Genomic DNA, 15,667 nt, shown 5'->3' on the forward strand with positions numbered 1-15,667 from the left:
TTGAAAAGAGGAGTTTTTCAAAAAGGACATTATGTAGGTTGGGTGGAACGGAGTGTAACCCAACATTAACCAGACTATAATGTTGGGTTTCGCTGTCGCTACACCCAACCTACAAAACTACAGTTCTCAAAGTAGACGTGGATTAACCTTCTGTTAAGAATTTTTCGTCATCATTTTGAACATGTAGAGACGTAGCACTGCTATGTCTCTACTGCTACGTCTCTACAGGGTTTCGCATTAAGCTGTGAAGCCGCCATCAATCTTGAGATTCGCGCCAGTAATAAAGCTGGCTTCGGGACTGGCGAGATAGGAGACAAAACTAGCGACCTCGTCGCTCTGACCGTATCGTCCCAAGGCCATTATCCCTTTAGCACCTTCGGCAAAGGGGCCGTCTGCTGGGTTCATGTCGGTGTCCACTGGACCGGGTTGGACGTTGTTAACTGTGATCCCACGAGGGCCAAGGTCGCGAGCCAGACCGCGTGTAAAACTAGCGATCGCACCTTTGGTCAAAGCATAGACCGAGATGCCGCCAATCGGGACGAGATCACTGTTGACGCTGCCGATCATGATGATCCGTCCGCCCTCGCCCATGTGACGCACAGCCTCTTGAGTTGCGACAAAAACGCCCTTGACGTTAACTGCAACGAGCCGATCAAAATCATCTAGCGAGAACTGGTCGATGGGAGCCATAGTAGCGACCCCCGCGTTGTTAACGAGGATGTCAAGACGACCAAAAGTTTTTACTGTCTCAGCAACGGCGTTTTTCACTGCTTCGACATCGGCACTGTCGGCGCGTATAGCCAAGGCTCGGCCACCTGTTGCTTCAATAACACGCACTACCTCGTCAGCTTTTTGTGGTGAGCTGGTGTAGGTGAGGGCAACAGCAGCGCCATCATCCGCGAGACGTTTGGCGATCGCTGCTCCTATACCGCGTGATCCACCAGTGACCAATGCAACTTTCTCTGTAAGTTTTTTCGCCATAATAGGGTTCTTTGCGTGAATTACGTACTAATCGGTAGATAAACCATACTCTCTCAGTCTCAGCAAGGCAGGATAGTTCACATCATATTGATCGGGTCTATATCTATGGTTAAACTGACAGACGTCGGACAAAGTTGACGCACTTGCTCCCAATCTGGTAACTCTGGTAATGCATCAGGGGCAAACTTGATTAATATTTGCCAGCGATAACGATTTGCTACTCGTAAAATATTAGCTGGTGCTGGCCCCAATATATCTAAACCTTCTTGTTGTGGTAATGCAGCTGCTATTACCTGGGCAGTATTTTGGACTTCAATCGGATCGAGACTGCTTAAGCGTAATAAAATTAACCTGCCATAGGGGGGATAATTCAGTGCTTGCCGTTGTTCTAATTCTGTATTGCTGAAAGACTCATAATCATGATTTTGCACCGTTTCAATAACAGGATGCTCTGGTGTATAAGTTTGCACAATTACTCTACCCGGTTCTTCACCTCTACCAGCCCTTCCAGCCACCTGAGCCAAGGTTTGAAATGCTCGTTCGCTAGCGCGATAATCAGATAAATATAGTAATCCATCGGCGGCGACAACTCCTACAAGCGTCACTTGTGGTAAATCTAATCCTTTGGTGAGCATTTGCGTACCGATTAATAAATCAGCTTCACCGTTAGCAAATTGGGTAATTAAGGTACGATGGGCGCCTTTGGTACGAGTTGTGTCGCTATCAAAACGGATAAAACGCAACTCTGGAAATTGCTTTGTTAATTCCTGGGCGACTCGTTGTGTCCCACTACCAAAGAATTTTAAGTAAGGAGAACTGCATTCGGGGCAATTTTTGGGATGCGATCGCCCATAATTACAGTAATGACACCGTAAAATTTGTGGCCCTTCTACCTCAGTTTGGTGATACGACAGCGACACATCACAATGAGGACATTCCAATACGTATCCACAATTGCGACAAGACACAAAAGTACTATGTCCCCGGCGATGGATAAATAAAATTCCTTGTTGATTTCGTTGTTTTAATTGTTGCAAAGCATCTTGCAAGGATCTACTAAATATCGAACGATTTCCCTGCTGTAACTCTTGTCGCATATCCACAATTTCCACACTTGGTAAAGGACGCGAGTGGATACGTTCTGGAAGAGAGAGGTAGTGAGAGGTGTGGGGAGTGTGGGGAGTGTGGGGAGTGTGGGGAGTGTGGGAAGAGAAATTACTTCCTTGTCTTCCTTGTCTTCCTTGTCCCCCATGTCTCTCTTCTTGAACTCTCACCCAACTTTCCAAGGATGGCGTTGCGGAACCTAAAACTAGGGGACAATTTTCTAATTCTGCTCGCCACTGGGCGACGGTGCGGGCGTGATAGGTGGGGATGGGAGAATCTTGTTTAAAACTGTTGTCGTGTTCTTCATCTAATATGATTAAACCCAAGTTAGGTAAGGGAGCAAAAACGGCGCTGCGTGTGCCAATTACTACTTGGGGTTCGCCTGTGAGCATTTGTCGCCAGGTGTCGTAACGTTCGCCAGCAGAGAGGGCGCTGTGATAGACGTTAATTTTGTTACCAAACCGGGCGCGGAAACGATCAGTTAATTGGGGTGTTAGCCCAATTTCCGGTACTAAGACGAGGGCGGATTTACCTTGGGCGAGTAAAGGGGCGATCGCTTGCAAATAAACTTCGGTTTTTCCGGAACCAGTCACTCCATGCAAGAGAAGTATTGCATATCCTTTTATTTCTTTGATGGTAGACAATGCCTGGAATTGAGCTGCGTTTAAAGATTTTGGTTGATCTGCTGCGACTGCGGGGCCATTTTCGCTGCGTAATATTTCTCTTTGCTGAATGACAATACAACCTTGGTCTTCTAATTTTTTTAAAGTTGGGGTGGTTGTGTTACAAATTTGTAAAAATTCATTTAGCCATAATTCTCCACCATGACGCCTTAACACTTCTAATATTTCTCGTTGGCGCTTGCTGATATCTATCGGCGGGACGCTGACAGTCAATGTTACGATGGGTTTGGTCTGAGGTTTAGAGTATCTAGGCAGTTCCATGTAGGTTTCTACCCAATTGCGTTGGATTAATTGCTTTTTTGCCCTGTCAAAACCTTTGATTTGGCGTCTTAAGAATTTAAAGCTATAGTCGCCCTCAGCCTGAGATTGCAGAATTTTGAGGAGTTCACGGGCTGGCAAACTGAGAAATTCATCTGCACCCTGGGGAATATTTTCCCTTTTGAGGCGCAGACGAGAATGCGATCGCCCCAACAAACCTGGTGGTAGGGCTGTGCGAATCACTTGAATAAAAGGAGTGTAATAGTAGTCCGCAACTCTTTCTAACAAGTGCCAGTAGCTTTGTTGAAAAAATTTTGAATGAATGACATCTTCCACATCTCTGATATTTTCAGCCGTCAGGTTAGCTGGAGGTTGTGCTAACAAACGAATAGCTATTCCTCCTACCTGTTGTCTACCAAATGGCACACTTAAAATATCTCCTGGTTTTACTTCTAACCCTGGTGGTAATCGATAGGTATAGAGTTTTTCTTCTTTTTCTTCCTCTTGTTGTGCTGTTCCATCTTCTTTAGTAAATCCTGGACAGTCTACTAGCACTTCAACCCATTGATTTTTATTTATTCCCACATCATAAGACTGGCCTGATTGGGCTACGACCAAAGGAGGTAAATTTACATCATTTATATACATGGTTCCTCAATTTCTAGATATATATTTATCTCTCCTAGTTACTGAAAACAGTCCTTCCTCATCAGACGAACTGTCTATCTAAATGTCAATGAAAATGTAATTCGCAATACTGTCATCAGACATAATACTTGATAAGTTTCCTCTTATGTAATTGCAGCCAAGCAATTAATTTTATCTATATGCGATAATACTTATTGAAAACAGATCAGACAAAATTAATCTCTTGCATCTTTTCAAGTTGATTTTTCTCTCTATGGTGAATAGGCAAGAGTGCTTTTCTCCCTATTGATAGATATTAAATACTCTCAGTATATGAGATGCTTCTAACTAGGCTATGGGTTGCCATACCTTTTGCTGGGTAAAGTTACCAAAAACCCAAAAGACCCATTGATGAGATTGTAATGATGTTTCCAGAATAACAAGGCATAAAAAATTAGATATGTTAGAAAAATATATGAAGTTTTCATAATCAACTAATCTCTTATAGTTAGTTTTATATTTGTTAAGTTTGAGCAATTTTGATTGAGAGTATTTGACATAGTTTGTAAATAAGAAAAAAATGAGGAACCCATGAATAGTCGAAGTAGCAATGCACGCATCAATGCGAAGAACAAAAATATATGTAAGAATGTATCTGATTGTAACCAATAGCAAAAATAAATAGTGGTCTCTCCCTCTTGCTATCCTTAGTAAACATAGGTAATCATGGGCAAAGACTGTTATTCGGAATCGTCTTAAATTAGCGAAAAGTTTTTTGCTATAAAACAGGTGCATTTGTCACTTATAAAAATTAATGAAGCATCTTAAAGCAGCTGTCACTAAGTTATGTATCAAACCAAGCAACAATCCCTAACAGAAGCTATGAATATTGCTGAATTGGGAACAATGGAAATGATAGAAAATGCTGCCGTTAATGAAGAACAAATTCTGGAAGTTTTAAACGCAGTGGCAGATCAAGAATCCCCAATTGCAGAAAATCTGGAAATAGAAATAGATGGACGCAATGTAGATGAAATGGCAGCAGCGCGTCCTTCTGGATACAATAAAACCGAGTACGATGATGCTGTGGGCGCGTTTTTTAAAGAAATGGCGCGTTATCCATTACTAAAACCTGATGAAGAGGTTGAATTGGCGCGGCGAGTGCGGTTTTTAGAAGAATTTCACGAAATCCAAGCTGCATTGCAAGAAAAGCTAGGGCATCAACCTAATAAATCAAATATAGCAGCACATCTAGAAATAACAGAAAAGCAGTTAGAAAATCGTTTGTATCAAGGTAGGGTAGCGAAACGCAAAATGATTCGCTCTAACCTACGTCTTGTTGTATCAATTGCTAAACGATATTTAAATCGTGGCGTACCTTTTTTGGATTTAATTCAAGAAGGCGCAATGGGCTTAAATCGGGCGACAGAAAAATTTGATCCAGATAAAGGATATAAATTTTCTACATATGCTTATTGGTGGATTAGACAAGCAATTACACGAGCTATAGCTAACGATGCTCGTACTATCCGTTTACCAATTCATATAGTTGAAAAACTAAACAAACTCAAGAAAGCCCAGCGAGAACTTAAACAAAGACTAGGGCGTAATCCCAACGAAATCGAAATGGCGGAAGCATTAGAAATTCCGCCCCAACAATTACGCCAACTCCAACAATTACGACGTCAAGCATTATCTTTAAATCACCGTGTCGGTAAAGAAGAAGACACGGAATTAATGGATTTATTAGAAGATGAAGACAACCAATCTCCAGAAGCAAAAATGAATGAAAGCATGATGCGTCAGGAGATTTGGGAAGTGTTAGGTGATGTACTGACACCACGAGAAAAAGACGTAATTTCTTTACGCTATGGATTAACCACCAGCGAACCCTGTACCCTAGAAGAAGTTGGTAACATGTTCAACCTCTCTCGCGAACGAGTACGACAAATCCAAAGTAAAGCCATGCGGAAATTGCGGCGTCCCCACATCGCCAAGCGGTTGAAGGGGTGGCTGATATAAGTCAAAAGTTAAAAGTCAAAAGTTAAGATTAATTACTTAGCAGCTATTGACTGTAGACTCCTAACTCTGGAGTATTGTCTATGGACTATTGACCATGGACTTTTGACACAATGACTTCTGAAAGTAATTTAATAGTGCGTTTTGCCGAACCTGCTGACTGTGGTGCGATATTTGACTTAGTAAAAGCACTTGCAGAGTACGAAAAGTTATCTCATGCGGTAACTGGCAGCCCTGCCGCACTAAAGGAGCATTTGTTTGGCTCCTCGAAATATGCTGAGGCTATATTAGCAGAATATACAGGGCAAGCTGTGGGGTTTGCCCTATTTTTTCATAATTATTCAACATTCCTCACCAAGCCAGGAATATATCTAGAAGATATATTTGTTTTGCCAGAGTATCGAAGTCAAGGAATTGGCAAAGCACTTTTAATTAAAGTCGCTCAGATAGCCGTAGAAAGAGATTGCGGACGTTTAGAGTGGAGTGTTTTAGATTGGAACGAACCAGCTCAAGCATTTTACCGCCACATGGGAGCATCAATTTTAGATGAATGGCGAATTTGCCGTGTTACGGGTGAGGCGTTGAAGGAATTGGGGATAGGGGATAGGGGATAGGGAATTGGGGAAGGTGGGGCCCCCTCTGGGGATAAGGGGCAACGGGGATAGGGGATCGGGAATAGGAGACAAGGGGGAGAATAAACACCAATCCCCTTTCCCCTTTCCCCTATCCCCCTTTCCAAAGTATGACAACGTGTCTTTTGACTAGGAAAAGCTGTGAAGCTGAGAATTAGTAAGGATTATGGACGACTTCTAAGTCCTTTTTGCAGAGGAAACACGGAATGAAAAAGATTTTGTCAGTGTTGCTGCTTGGCATCACAATCTTCACCTTCGCTTTTAATCGCCCTGCGTTAGCCGCAGATGCAGCTAACGGTGCTAAAGTCTTTAGTGCTAATTGTGCTTCTTGTCATGCAGGTGGTAAAAACTTGGTGCAAGCAAATAAAAGCTTGAGCAAAAGTGATTTGGAAAAATATGGCATGAACTCAGCAGAGGCTATTATTGCCCAAGTGACAAATGGTAAAAATGCTATGCCGGCTTTTAAAGCTCGTTTAAAACCAGAGCAGATTGAAGATGTTGCTGCTTATGTTTTAGGACAAGCTGACAAAGCTTGGAAGTAGAAAAATCAGGGTTAGAGACTAAGAATTACTATTCCATCACATTAGTTTTGATGAGTAAATGCGTTTGTAGTGAGGACTAAAGTCCTCAAATCTTCAAGCACGCGCATTGCTTACTACAAACCTATCAAAACTATGCGATATACCACCAGAAACTAGACCACAAGTAGGTATTTTAAACTACAGATGTACACATATAGACATTGCTAAAATGAGTGTCTGTTTGTGTTTATCTGTAGTTTCGTGTTAACAGCTAGTTGTATTTGAGCCTGTAATTATTACCTATTTTTTCTGATTAATTGTTAGCTACTTGATATCCACACAAAAAGTGATGATTTATGAATTGCTGTTATCGCTTCGTTTTCAGCTTAATCACTATTGTTGTACTTAGTTGTTTATTTTTCTTGTCGCCTGCGTATTCGTTAACTACAACTACTTCTATCATCTCAACTACAGCAGAGGGTTTTTTCAAGCTGGGGGTAGAAAAGATGTTGTATGGTAACTACCAAGGAGCGATCGCAGAATTTCAACAGGCGATTCAACAGAAAAAAGATTTTGGTGCAGCTTATAGTAATCGTTGTCTTGCTTATATCAACATTCAAGATTATCAAAATGCGATCGCAGACTGTACACAAGCAATAAATTTGTCGCCTAAAAACGCTGAGGCTTATTTAAATAGAGGAATTGCTGAGTATAGACTAGGTTACTATGAAGCGGCTATTGCTGATGATCAACAAGCGATCGCTCTCAAGCCAAGTGATTTCCGAGCTTATTATAACCGGGGAATTGCCAATGCTTCTTTGGAAAAATATCAACAGGCAATCACAGACTACAATCTCGCCTTAAGTCAAATTTCCCAGATAGACGGTTCTCTACTTGCCGACATTTATAATGATCGAGGATTAGCACGTTTAGAGCTAACAGATCAACAAAATGCGATGCTCGATTTTAATTTGGCAATTCGCCTGAATCCTATTGACTATCGAGCTTACTTTAATCGGGGTTGTACTTGTGCTAGACGCGAAGATTACGCTGGTGCTGTAGATAATTTTACCAAAGTTATCCGACTTAACCCTAGTGATGGCAGTACTTATATTAGCAGGGGAATAGCCTTCCATCGGCTGGGTTATGAACAAGCTGCGATCGCGGATTTGCTGAAAGCAGCTGATTACTTTGGCTATCAGGGAGAGAAAATAGCATACGAAAAGACATTATCTTTAATCAAAACTGTACGACGACAAATACCATTTAAAGTCGTAATTGCTTGATTTAAACATTACAGTAATTCGTCATAAATTGAATACTAAAGACTCTCAAACCCTGTCTTTGAAAAATATGACAGCCTGTCTTTTGACATGCATTTGCAATAACTGCTAAATATCACTGAGTGTTTCTACTAACAGTGATTGTAAAAGTGAAAAAGTGTCTTTCTTTGCTTCCAGTAACTTTAATTAACCTACTCATTATCTATCCTGTTCTCGCTGACGACACGCAAAATAATCAACAGCTTGTCAACAAATCTCTACAAACAAATTCAGATATTCTTAACTTAAATCAAATAGAGTTACCTGCGACAAAAGCACAATTCTTAACTCAGCAATCTACACCAACTGAAGCAATCGCACAGGTAGAAACCGAAACAGAACCCTCTTCAACTGACGAGAATACTGACAATACTACCAACGAAGCAGATATAGAAACAGAAGTGATTGGGGAACTATACACATTGCCTCAATCAACTCCTATTTACGTAATTGAAAAAGAAGAAATTCAAAAACAAGGCTCAACAAGTGTCGCTGATGTTCTTAAAAGAATGCCAGGATTTGCTATTAATGATGTCGGATATGGAGCAGACATTCACACAGGTACATACTACCGAGGACACTCAATTAATCAATCGGTATTCTTGATTAATGGTAGACCAATTAATACTAACGTCAACACCTATCATGGAGCCACTGATTTAAATAGCATTCCTGTAGAATCAATTGACAGAATTGAATTATCAAGTGGTGCTGTTACCACTTTGTATGGTTCATCTGGCTTTGGCGGAGTCGTGAATATTATTACCAAACAAGGTAGTTTAACTCCTCAATTTAATGGTGCTGTAGAATTTGGCTCATTAAATTTTAATAATCAACAAACAAGTTTTAACGGCTCATTTGATGCTGTTAAATATAATTTCAGTTTTGAAAGAAGCTTCATTGACAATCGCTACAAAGTACCAGAAGGTGCAGCAAATCGTAATGCTGATGGTTATTTAACCAATGCAGATAGTGCTACCAGTAGTTATTTTGGTAGTTTGATCTTTGATTTAAATGACAGAAATACTCTCAGCTTCGACGCCACAAAACTTAGCAGTCGGCGCGGGTTAGTATATTTTGGTTTTCCACTGCAAAAAGACCGATTAGATCACGATGGACTAAATATTGGTTTATCTTGGAAAACCCTATTAGGTAATGGCGAAAATTCCATTTTGACAACTACATTGGGTTACAATCAGGATTATTTCAGTACCTATGGCCCTACTGTTTTTCGAGGCAGAGAATATAACCGTACAGGTGTTTTAGATACTCAATTATTTACAGCCAGATTGGATCATGATTGGCGAACAAGTGTAGATAATAGATTGCGATGGGGCTTGGAGTTTCAAAATACAAACTTAGATGGTAACACTGAAAGTACACGTCCTGATCGGCTGGCTTTAAATGAAAATGAAAACGAAAATTTATTAAATACAGCTTTATTTGTCCTCAATACTTGGAACATTACTAGAAACTTGGAGTTAGATTTAGGATTGAGACAAAACTTTGATAGTCAATTTGGTAATTATCTCAATCCTAGTGTGGGATTTCGTTATGGTGTAACGCCAAAGTTTGCTGTACGGGGAAGTTGGATAGGAGGACAGCGCAATCCTGGTTTAGATCAACTGTATCTTTATGATACTGTTCATGGTTGGTTGCCAAATCCAGATTTAGAACCAGAAAAGGGTTCATCTTGGACTGCGGGAGTAGATGTTAATTTCTTAGAGAATTTGACAGGACAATTCACTTACTTTGGCAGTAGTTTAGATAATCGCCTGGGAGTAATTCAAGGAAGATGGGAAAATATTGGACTTGTAGATACCAATGGTTTTGAAGCAGCGTTAAAATGGCAAGTTAATTCTAGCTGGTCTACTTTTGTTAACTATACTTATACAGATGCCCAGATCAAAACAGGACTAGAAAAAGGTTTACAATTGGGAATGATTCCCTATTCTGTAGCTCAAGTTGGTCTTGGTTATCAAAGTGGAGGATGGCAGGCTAATTTGTATGCTACTTATAATAGTGGCGCTCGCCGAGCCTTTTTTACCAATCCAGGAGATAAAACCACAGATTTTGTCCCATCATTCTTTAACTTAGATTTCAGCGCTCGCATACCTTTAACAAGAACATTGGGAATAAGAGTATACTTAGAAAACTTACTGGGTGAGCAATACGAGCGAGTCAATCGTACCTACAGCCCTGGGTTTACTTTTCGGATTGGTTTAACATCGAATTAGTCATTAGTCATTAGTCATTGCTCAAACTTTTCGCAAAATCTAAAATCCAAAATCCAAAATGGTTTTACTCCCTACCTCATGAAAGCCAAGATTGAAAACGATGTACTTTTCCTTCATCACGAAGATGTACCAGAGTATAAAAAAGGTGGTTCTGTGGTGAGGAATAGCTATTTTTGGGCGCTGCGTTCTATTGCAGGTAGGGCTTCCAGATATAGTGATTGGGAATATGAACCAGAGGTTTGGTTCGCACTTACACGAATGTTGTTGTCTTTTACTGAGTCTGGTTATTTAGGTGTTCGAGAAACTGTGTTAGAGTTTCCGGCAGGTGAGGAAATTCCACCACTGCTACGAGATGTTTCAACTTGGGAATGAGAGATTACATTGAGGTGAAAGTTCTCTATTGAGAGCGATAGCTGGTTTGTGGAATCGTCTGGTGCGACCTCTCCTAGAAGAAGTCTTATTTTTGGTCACTGACTCTTGCGGCACAATATACAATTGAACTAAACTAAGTTTATAAACTTAGTTTTATGCGAATATGGAAACTGTAAATATCCATTACTGCAAAACGAACCTCTCTCGACTGTTGTCTCGTGTGGAACTTGGAGAAGAAATTATTATTTCAAACCGAGGTATCCCAATTGCAAAGTTGGTTCCGTTTCATTTGTCATCCAATCGGGGAGCAAGTTTAGGGCTGGATCGAGGCCGTTTCACCGTGCCAGAAGACTTTAATGCTCCTTTGCCAGAAGAGATTTTGGCAGCATTTGAGGGTGGTGAAGAGTGAAGCTCTTGTTAGATACTCAGTGTTGGTTATGGTGGTTTGCCCAACCAGAGCGGTTGAGTGAGGAGACAATTGCACACATTACCGATGAAACCAACGACTTGTGGCTCTCTGTTGCTAGCATCTGGGAAATAGGCATCAAAGTTGCAATCGGAAAGTTGCCGTTACCAGAACCAGTAGATAGCTACATTTCTAGCCGTATGAAACAGTTAGATGTGAGGTCGCTGGAAATTACAGCACCTCATGCGTTACAAGCGGCGGCGTTGCCCTTGTATCATCGAGATCCATTTGACAGAATGTTGATTGCCCAAGCGCAGTCAGAGGACATGACGCTCGTGAGTGCTGATTCAATATTCAAGAAATATAGCGATGTTTCCATTCTTTGGGCAGCCAATTTGTAAGAATTCATCCCTTATTGACGTAACGATTCTGAGCTTACTGCTTTTGTTAATAAGTGATCGGCAAATTTAGCCAACTACTCAAATTCTCAGCTAACCAGTCAAGTTCTGGGTTAGTCAGATAACCTTTACCACCAAGTTCAAATTTCTTTATTCCTACCCAAATGTCAATTTGAGGAGGAACTGTAATACTTTCTCCTGCGGAATCTCTCCTGTACGAAAGACGAGTGAGTTCAATTTTCACAATATTTTGTCGAGGTGCGGTAAGAACTGGTGGACATTTTACTCCCAGGAGTTCACGAGTTAGAGAGATTTCCTGTTGAGTAATGCGAAGTCTGACTTGTCCAAACAAAGTAAAGAGAATATTCCAAATCAAGTAAAAACCAACACCCAAGTGACAGATTGCAAATAAGGCTGCGAACCATCCGCCAGTACTCCACATACTAAAAGCGACACCGTACCACATCACGAGAAAAGAGTTCCAGGCGATCGCAAATCCAATGATTGGAATTAATCCCAGGTGAAAACCCCGTGGTGGAATCAGAATCTCTAACATCTCTCTGGTGTTGGTAAGTTTTACTTTGCTACCAACAGGCTTTTTCGCAATTGCTAAGGAACTTTCTCGTAAATTTGATGTTTCTAGAGCTTCTAACGCCTGTTTTGCTGATTTTAACCGTAAATCTAAACTGGGTTCTGTGAGCCATTTCAGCCAATCAACGAGATTCGGACTGAGATTAACTCTATCTTCAAAAAGTATTCGCATCTCCCGTTGGGGGAATTCATCGGGGTGCTGTCCTGTCACCAGATAAATAAGCGTTGTCCCTAAAGCATAAAGGTCTGAAGCGGGTACGGTTCGCCCACCAAATTGTTCAGGAGGCATGTAGCCATAAGTACCAACCACCGTCCTAGTACCACTATGTACCACAGTTTGCACACAACCAAAATCAATCAAGTAAATCTGTCCAGGACTATTACCAGTGCGATCGCCCAACAAAATGTTACTTGGTTTAATATCTCGATGCACGATGGGAGGTTGGCGACTATGGAGGTAATCTAAAATTCCTAGTAATTGCTTGGCGATCGCTTTTATTTCTTCTTCGCTAAAGGTACGACCAGACTCTATCCAATTTTGTAATGATCTGGCTTCAATATAAGTTTGAACCAAAGCAAAGCCTTTGCCTAATTCAGTCTCAACATCGAAGCGATCAATATATTTAGGTATTGCTGGATGATCTAAAGATTGTAGGACTTCTACTTCACGTTCAAAAAGTTTCAAATCATCCCAGTTAAAGTCAGGACTAAACAACAGCAACTTGACTACAACAGACGATCCTGTTTGTAAATCGTTTGCGAGAAAAGTTCTCCGACCAGTCTGACGACCAAGCAGAGATTGAATGCGATAGCGATCGCGCAAAACTCGATTAACCAGTTGATCCATTGCTTGAGGATGATAAGCAGGGTAAAAGGCTTAATACTGTTCTATCAGTCTATTCGCTTACTATTTCAGCCTTTTGTAATAATTTGTCACACCAGAACAACCAGAGGAACCAAAACATCATCTTGTGTTTGTCCAATCCCCAAAAAGCGTCCATCTTCTGAATAAACTCGTAATATTTGTGAAGAAGAATCTGCAAAAGCAATTTTCTGACCTTGACACCATTTTTGATCTGCTGGTGCGCTTAAACTAACAGATGGTAAATGCTGCAAAGCTAAGTCGGGGGAAAGCGGTTGAAAAGTTCCAGCTTGTAGTTGTGTTTCTAAATCGGTAAATGTCAGGCTATTTTCTAGTATAAAACCACTGCTAGCGGTGCGTTGCAAAGCGGCGAGAGTACCACCAGTTTCTAATACCGAACCTAAATCACGAGCGATCGCTCTAATATATGTTCCCGTACCACAGGCGATCGCCACATCTATTTCTGGAAATTCCCCTTCTCGCCAGTCTAAAATCTCTATTTTGAAAACTTCTACTGTTCGCACTGGTGCTTCCACCGTTTCACCCTTGCGTGCTAAGTCGTACAAACGTTTTCCCTCCACTTGTATGGCGCTGTAACTCGGTGGAATTTGCTCGATTTTGCCTTGAAATTGTTGAAGTGCATTTTCTACTGTTTTAAAAGTTAAATTTGTAACTGATTTCTCAGTAATGATTTCTCCCTGCAAATCATCAGTTGTGGTACGCACACCCAGCCTAATTGTTGCACGGTAAGCTTTTTCACCAGGAAGATATTGTAATAAACGCGTGGCTTTACCCAGTGCAATTGGTAACACACCTGTTGCTGCTGGATCGAGAGTACCAGCATGTCCGACTCGCTTGAGACGCACCAGCTTTCGCGTCTTCGCCACGCAGTCATGAGAAGTCCAACCAAATGGTTTGTTGAGATTGAGGAAACCAAACACAATAATCAGTTATCAGTTATCAGTTATCAGTTATCAGTTATCAGTTATCAGTTATCAGTTATCAGTTAACTGATTATCTAGCCCATTGTTGCAAAATATAAGCATAAAAAGCTTCTTTATCAACTTTATCCATTGCGTAAATTTTCCGACCTCCAGAAACTATTTTTGTACGTCCTTGGCTGGGGCCAGAAGTAATAATTTCGGTTTCCCACTCCCGGAGTTGATATAATTCGGGGCGAGCTAAATAAGCTGTTGCTAGTACGTCCCAAAAATAATAATCCTGGGGAATAACGAGTGCATAACATTGTCCAGCTAAATCTGAAATCGGATAGTGACGTTGTTGTCCCATTTTTCGGACAATTTCCGATGTCACAGGTACATTGTTAGTCAAATCTAAAGGACACATAATAATTTCAATTTGGGTTCGCCAAACCCGTGCTGCGGAAACTGCGTCCCAATAAACATTCCATTCTGCGGAACCATCTTGTCCTGGTTCCCAATTTTTTTCCACATTACCAGGGACATTTAGCGCTCCTCCCATCCAGACGATTTTTTGAATTTTGGCTTCAATATCTGGTGCTTTGTCTAATGCTGTGGCGATCGTTGTCAGGGGGCCAGTTACCATTAGCGTTACAGGTTCTGGTGCTGCTCGCAACACTTTCACCATAAAATCCTGACCAGATTCTGAGACTAGAGGTGTAATAATGCGATCGCTTTGATTGAGAATTGGGAAATGGTCTACCACAAAAGAATCACGACGATAAAGATAGGGAAAAGGATTTATCCCACGGACAGTGCTTTCTGCAACTCTAATATGAGAACCCCCCATCAAATCGAGGATTTTACGTGTAGCACTAACAGCAGGTTGGATATAGCAATCAGCAGGAGTGACAACCACACCCAGAAGTTGGATATGATCCATAGTCATCAGTAGCATAGTTGCTAAGTAGTCATCTACACCACCATCGTGATCCATTAACACAAGTTGTTTAGACATAACAGGAGAACTAAAAAAAATGGATGAGTTTATGAAAGCTGCTATTGACGAAGCAAAACAAGGTAGACAAGAAGGTGGGATTCCCATTGGTTCCGTGCTTGTCAAAGATGGCAAAATTGTCGGTAGAGGACATAACAAGCGCGTCCAAGATAATGATCCTGTCACCCACGCCGAAATTGATTGTCTTCGCAACGCTGGTAGAATTGGCAGCTACAGAGGTACAACACTCTATTCAACCTTAATGCCGTGCTATTTGTGTGCTGGTGCAGTAGTACAATTTGGGATCAAAAAAGTTATAGCCGCAGAATCGAGAACTTTTCCTGGCGCCAAAGAATTTATGGTATCCCGTGGCGTCGAAGTCATTGATTTAGACTTAAAAGAATGCGAAAAAATGATGAGTGAATTTATTCAACAAAATCCAGAACTATGGAACGAAGATATTGGTAATTGAAGGTGAAGGTTAAAAAGTAAGTAAGTCGGCGCTAATATTTCAAGCAATGTTAAGAAATTTAAATGTAGGGTGCATCGCTACAAATGAAAAATGACTATTGTACAGACGCGGAGACCAGAGTAAGAGACTATTTATAAAGTAAATCTTAAGTAGGGTGTGTTATGGCTTCAGCCTAACACACCAGTTATTGGCGATGCGTTAGGCGCTTTTATGAGCTAAATTTTTCACGAAAAACATTATAAAAGCGCCTAACACACCCTACAGT

General features: G+C 41.0%; 14 protein-coding genes. 9 read left to right on the forward strand and 5 right to left on the reverse strand.

The genetic code is table 11. The features are described 5' to 3' along the window. Nucleotides 1–237: 237 nt before the first annotated feature. Together ACE1AT_RS30270 and priA are read right to left on the reverse strand one after the other, a co-directional pair. Nucleotides 238–981, reverse strand: coding sequence for a 3-oxoacyl-ACP reductase family protein (locus ACE1AT_RS30270; protein WP_374874843.1), 744 nt, complete (start codon nucleotides 979–981; stop codon nucleotides 238–240). 77 nt (nucleotides 982–1,058) lie between these two features. Beyond that, nucleotides 1,059–3,674: a primosomal protein N' gene (priA, locus tag ACE1AT_RS30275; protein WP_374874844.1), complete on the reverse strand. Its 2,616-nt coding sequence runs from the start codon at nucleotides 3,672–3,674 to the stop codon at nucleotides 1,059–1,061. 825 nt (nucleotides 3,675–4,499) lie between these two features. On the opposite strand from priA, the gene ACE1AT_RS30280 reads away from it, so the two are divergent. The 8 genes from ACE1AT_RS30280 (at nucleotide 4,500) to ACE1AT_RS30315 (ending at nucleotide 11,563) form a co-directional block, all read left to right on the forward strand. Beyond that, nucleotides 4,500–5,675, forward strand: a complete 1,176-nt coding sequence (locus tag ACE1AT_RS30280; RefSeq protein ID WP_374874845.1) for an RpoD/SigA family RNA polymerase sigma factor — start codon at nucleotides 4,500–4,502, stop codon at nucleotides 5,673–5,675. A gap of 110 nt (nucleotides 5,676–5,785) precedes the next feature. After that, nucleotides 5,786–6,286, forward strand: coding sequence for a GNAT family N-acetyltransferase (locus ACE1AT_RS30285; RefSeq protein WP_374874846.1), 501 nt, complete (start codon nucleotides 5,786–5,788; stop codon nucleotides 6,284–6,286). Nucleotides 6,287–6,510: 224 nt separating this feature from the next. Continuing rightward, nucleotides 6,511–6,846: a cytochrome c6 PetJ gene (gene petJ / locus ACE1AT_RS30290; RefSeq protein ID WP_374874847.1), complete on the forward strand. Its 336-nt coding sequence runs from the start codon at nucleotides 6,511–6,513 to the stop codon at nucleotides 6,844–6,846. Nucleotides 6,847–7,181: 335 nt separating this feature from the next. Next, nucleotides 7,182–8,111, forward strand: a complete 930-nt coding sequence (locus tag ACE1AT_RS30295; RefSeq protein WP_374874848.1) for a tetratricopeptide repeat protein — start codon at nucleotides 7,182–7,184, stop codon at nucleotides 8,109–8,111. Nucleotides 8,112–8,257: 146 nt separating this feature from the next. After that, nucleotides 8,258–10,384, forward strand: a complete 2,127-nt coding sequence (locus ACE1AT_RS30300) for a TonB-dependent receptor plug domain-containing protein (RefSeq protein ID WP_374874849.1) — start codon at nucleotides 8,258–8,260, stop codon at nucleotides 10,382–10,384. Nucleotides 10,385–10,462: 78 nt separating this feature from the next. Beyond that, on the forward strand, nucleotides 10,463–10,756 hold the full coding sequence (locus ACE1AT_RS30305; protein ID WP_374874850.1) for a hypothetical protein: 294 nt from the start codon (nucleotides 10,463–10,465) through the stop codon (nucleotides 10,754–10,756). A 163-nt stretch (nucleotides 10,757–10,919) separates the two neighbouring features. Beyond that, nucleotides 10,920–11,165, forward strand: coding sequence for a type II toxin-antitoxin system Phd/YefM family antitoxin (locus ACE1AT_RS30310; protein WP_374874851.1), 246 nt, complete (start codon nucleotides 10,920–10,922; stop codon nucleotides 11,163–11,165). Beyond that, a complete protein-coding gene (locus tag ACE1AT_RS30315) occupies nucleotides 11,162–11,563 on the forward strand; it encodes a type II toxin-antitoxin system VapC family toxin (RefSeq protein ID WP_374874852.1) in 402 nt (133 codons plus the stop codon). Before ACE1AT_RS30310 ends, ACE1AT_RS30315 begins: the two co-directional genes overlap by 4 nt. Nucleotides 11,564–11,609: 46 nt before the next feature. Here ACE1AT_RS30315 and ACE1AT_RS30320 read toward each other — a convergent pair whose 3' ends face one another. From ACE1AT_RS30320 to ACE1AT_RS30330, 3 genes are all read right to left on the reverse strand, one after another. Continuing rightward, on the reverse strand, nucleotides 11,610–12,998 hold the full coding sequence (locus ACE1AT_RS30320; RefSeq protein ID WP_374874853.1) for a serine/threonine protein kinase: 1,389 nt from the start codon (nucleotides 12,996–12,998) through the stop codon (nucleotides 11,610–11,612). Nucleotides 12,999–13,084: 86 nt separating this feature from the next. Further along, a complete protein-coding gene (gene truB, locus ACE1AT_RS30325) occupies nucleotides 13,085–13,954 on the reverse strand; it encodes a tRNA pseudouridine(55) synthase TruB (RefSeq protein ID WP_374874854.1) in 870 nt (289 codons plus the stop codon). A gap of 73 nt (nucleotides 13,955–14,027) precedes the next feature. Further along, the gene (locus ACE1AT_RS30330) at nucleotides 14,028–14,951 is read right to left on the reverse strand and encodes a nucleoside hydrolase (RefSeq protein WP_374874855.1); all 924 of its coding nucleotides are present in this window, start codon (nucleotides 14,949–14,951) and stop codon (nucleotides 14,028–14,030) included. Nucleotides 14,952–14,970: 19 nt separating this feature from the next. On the opposite strand from ACE1AT_RS30330, the gene ACE1AT_RS30335 reads away from it, so the two are divergent. Then, nucleotides 14,971–15,402, forward strand: a complete 432-nt coding sequence (locus ACE1AT_RS30335) for a nucleoside deaminase (protein ID WP_374874856.1) — start codon at nucleotides 14,971–14,973, stop codon at nucleotides 15,400–15,402. The last annotated feature ends 265 nt before the right edge of the window (nucleotides 15,403–15,667 follow it).

It is taken from the genome of Pelatocladus sp. BLCC-F211 (assembly GCF_041928655.1).
Classification (GTDB): domain Bacteria; phylum Cyanobacteriota; class Cyanobacteriia; order Cyanobacteriales; family Nostocaceae; genus Pelatocladus.

What these genes read in the sequence shown, in the direction of transcription:
- ACE1AT_RS30270 (WP_374874843.1), bottom strand. Translation starts at nt 981, where the DNA reads ATGGCGAAAAAACTTACAGAGAAAGTTGCATTGGTCACTGGTGGATCA.
- priA (WP_374874844.1), bottom strand. Translation starts at nt 3,674, where the DNA reads ATGTATATAAATGATGTAAATTTACCTCCTTTGGTCGTAGCCCAATCA.
- ACE1AT_RS30280 (WP_374874845.1), top strand. Translation starts at nt 4,500, where the DNA reads ATGTATCAAACCAAGCAACAATCCCTAACAGAAGCTATGAATATTGCT.
- ACE1AT_RS30285 (WP_374874846.1), top strand. Translation starts at nt 5,786, where the DNA reads ATGACTTCTGAAAGTAATTTAATAGTGCGTTTTGCCGAACCTGCTGAC.
- petJ (WP_374874847.1), top strand. Translation starts at nt 6,511, where the DNA reads ATGAAAAAGATTTTGTCAGTGTTGCTGCTTGGCATCACAATCTTCACC.
- ACE1AT_RS30295 (WP_374874848.1), top strand. Translation starts at nt 7,182, where the DNA reads ATGAATTGCTGTTATCGCTTCGTTTTCAGCTTAATCACTATTGTTGTA.
- ACE1AT_RS30305 (WP_374874850.1), top strand. Translation starts at nt 10,463, where the DNA reads ATGAAAGCCAAGATTGAAAACGATGTACTTTTCCTTCATCACGAAGAT.
- ACE1AT_RS30310 (WP_374874851.1), top strand. Translation starts at nt 10,920, where the DNA reads ATGGAAACTGTAAATATCCATTACTGCAAAACGAACCTCTCTCGACTG.
- ACE1AT_RS30320 (WP_374874853.1), bottom strand. Translation starts at nt 12,998, where the DNA reads ATGGATCAACTGGTTAATCGAGTTTTGCGCGATCGCTATCGCATTCAA.
- ACE1AT_RS30330 (WP_374874855.1), bottom strand. Translation starts at nt 14,951, where the DNA reads ATGTCTAAACAACTTGTGTTAATGGATCACGATGGTGGTGTAGATGAC.
- ACE1AT_RS30335 (WP_374874856.1), top strand. Translation starts at nt 14,971, where the DNA reads ATGGATGAGTTTATGAAAGCTGCTATTGACGAAGCAAAACAAGGTAGA.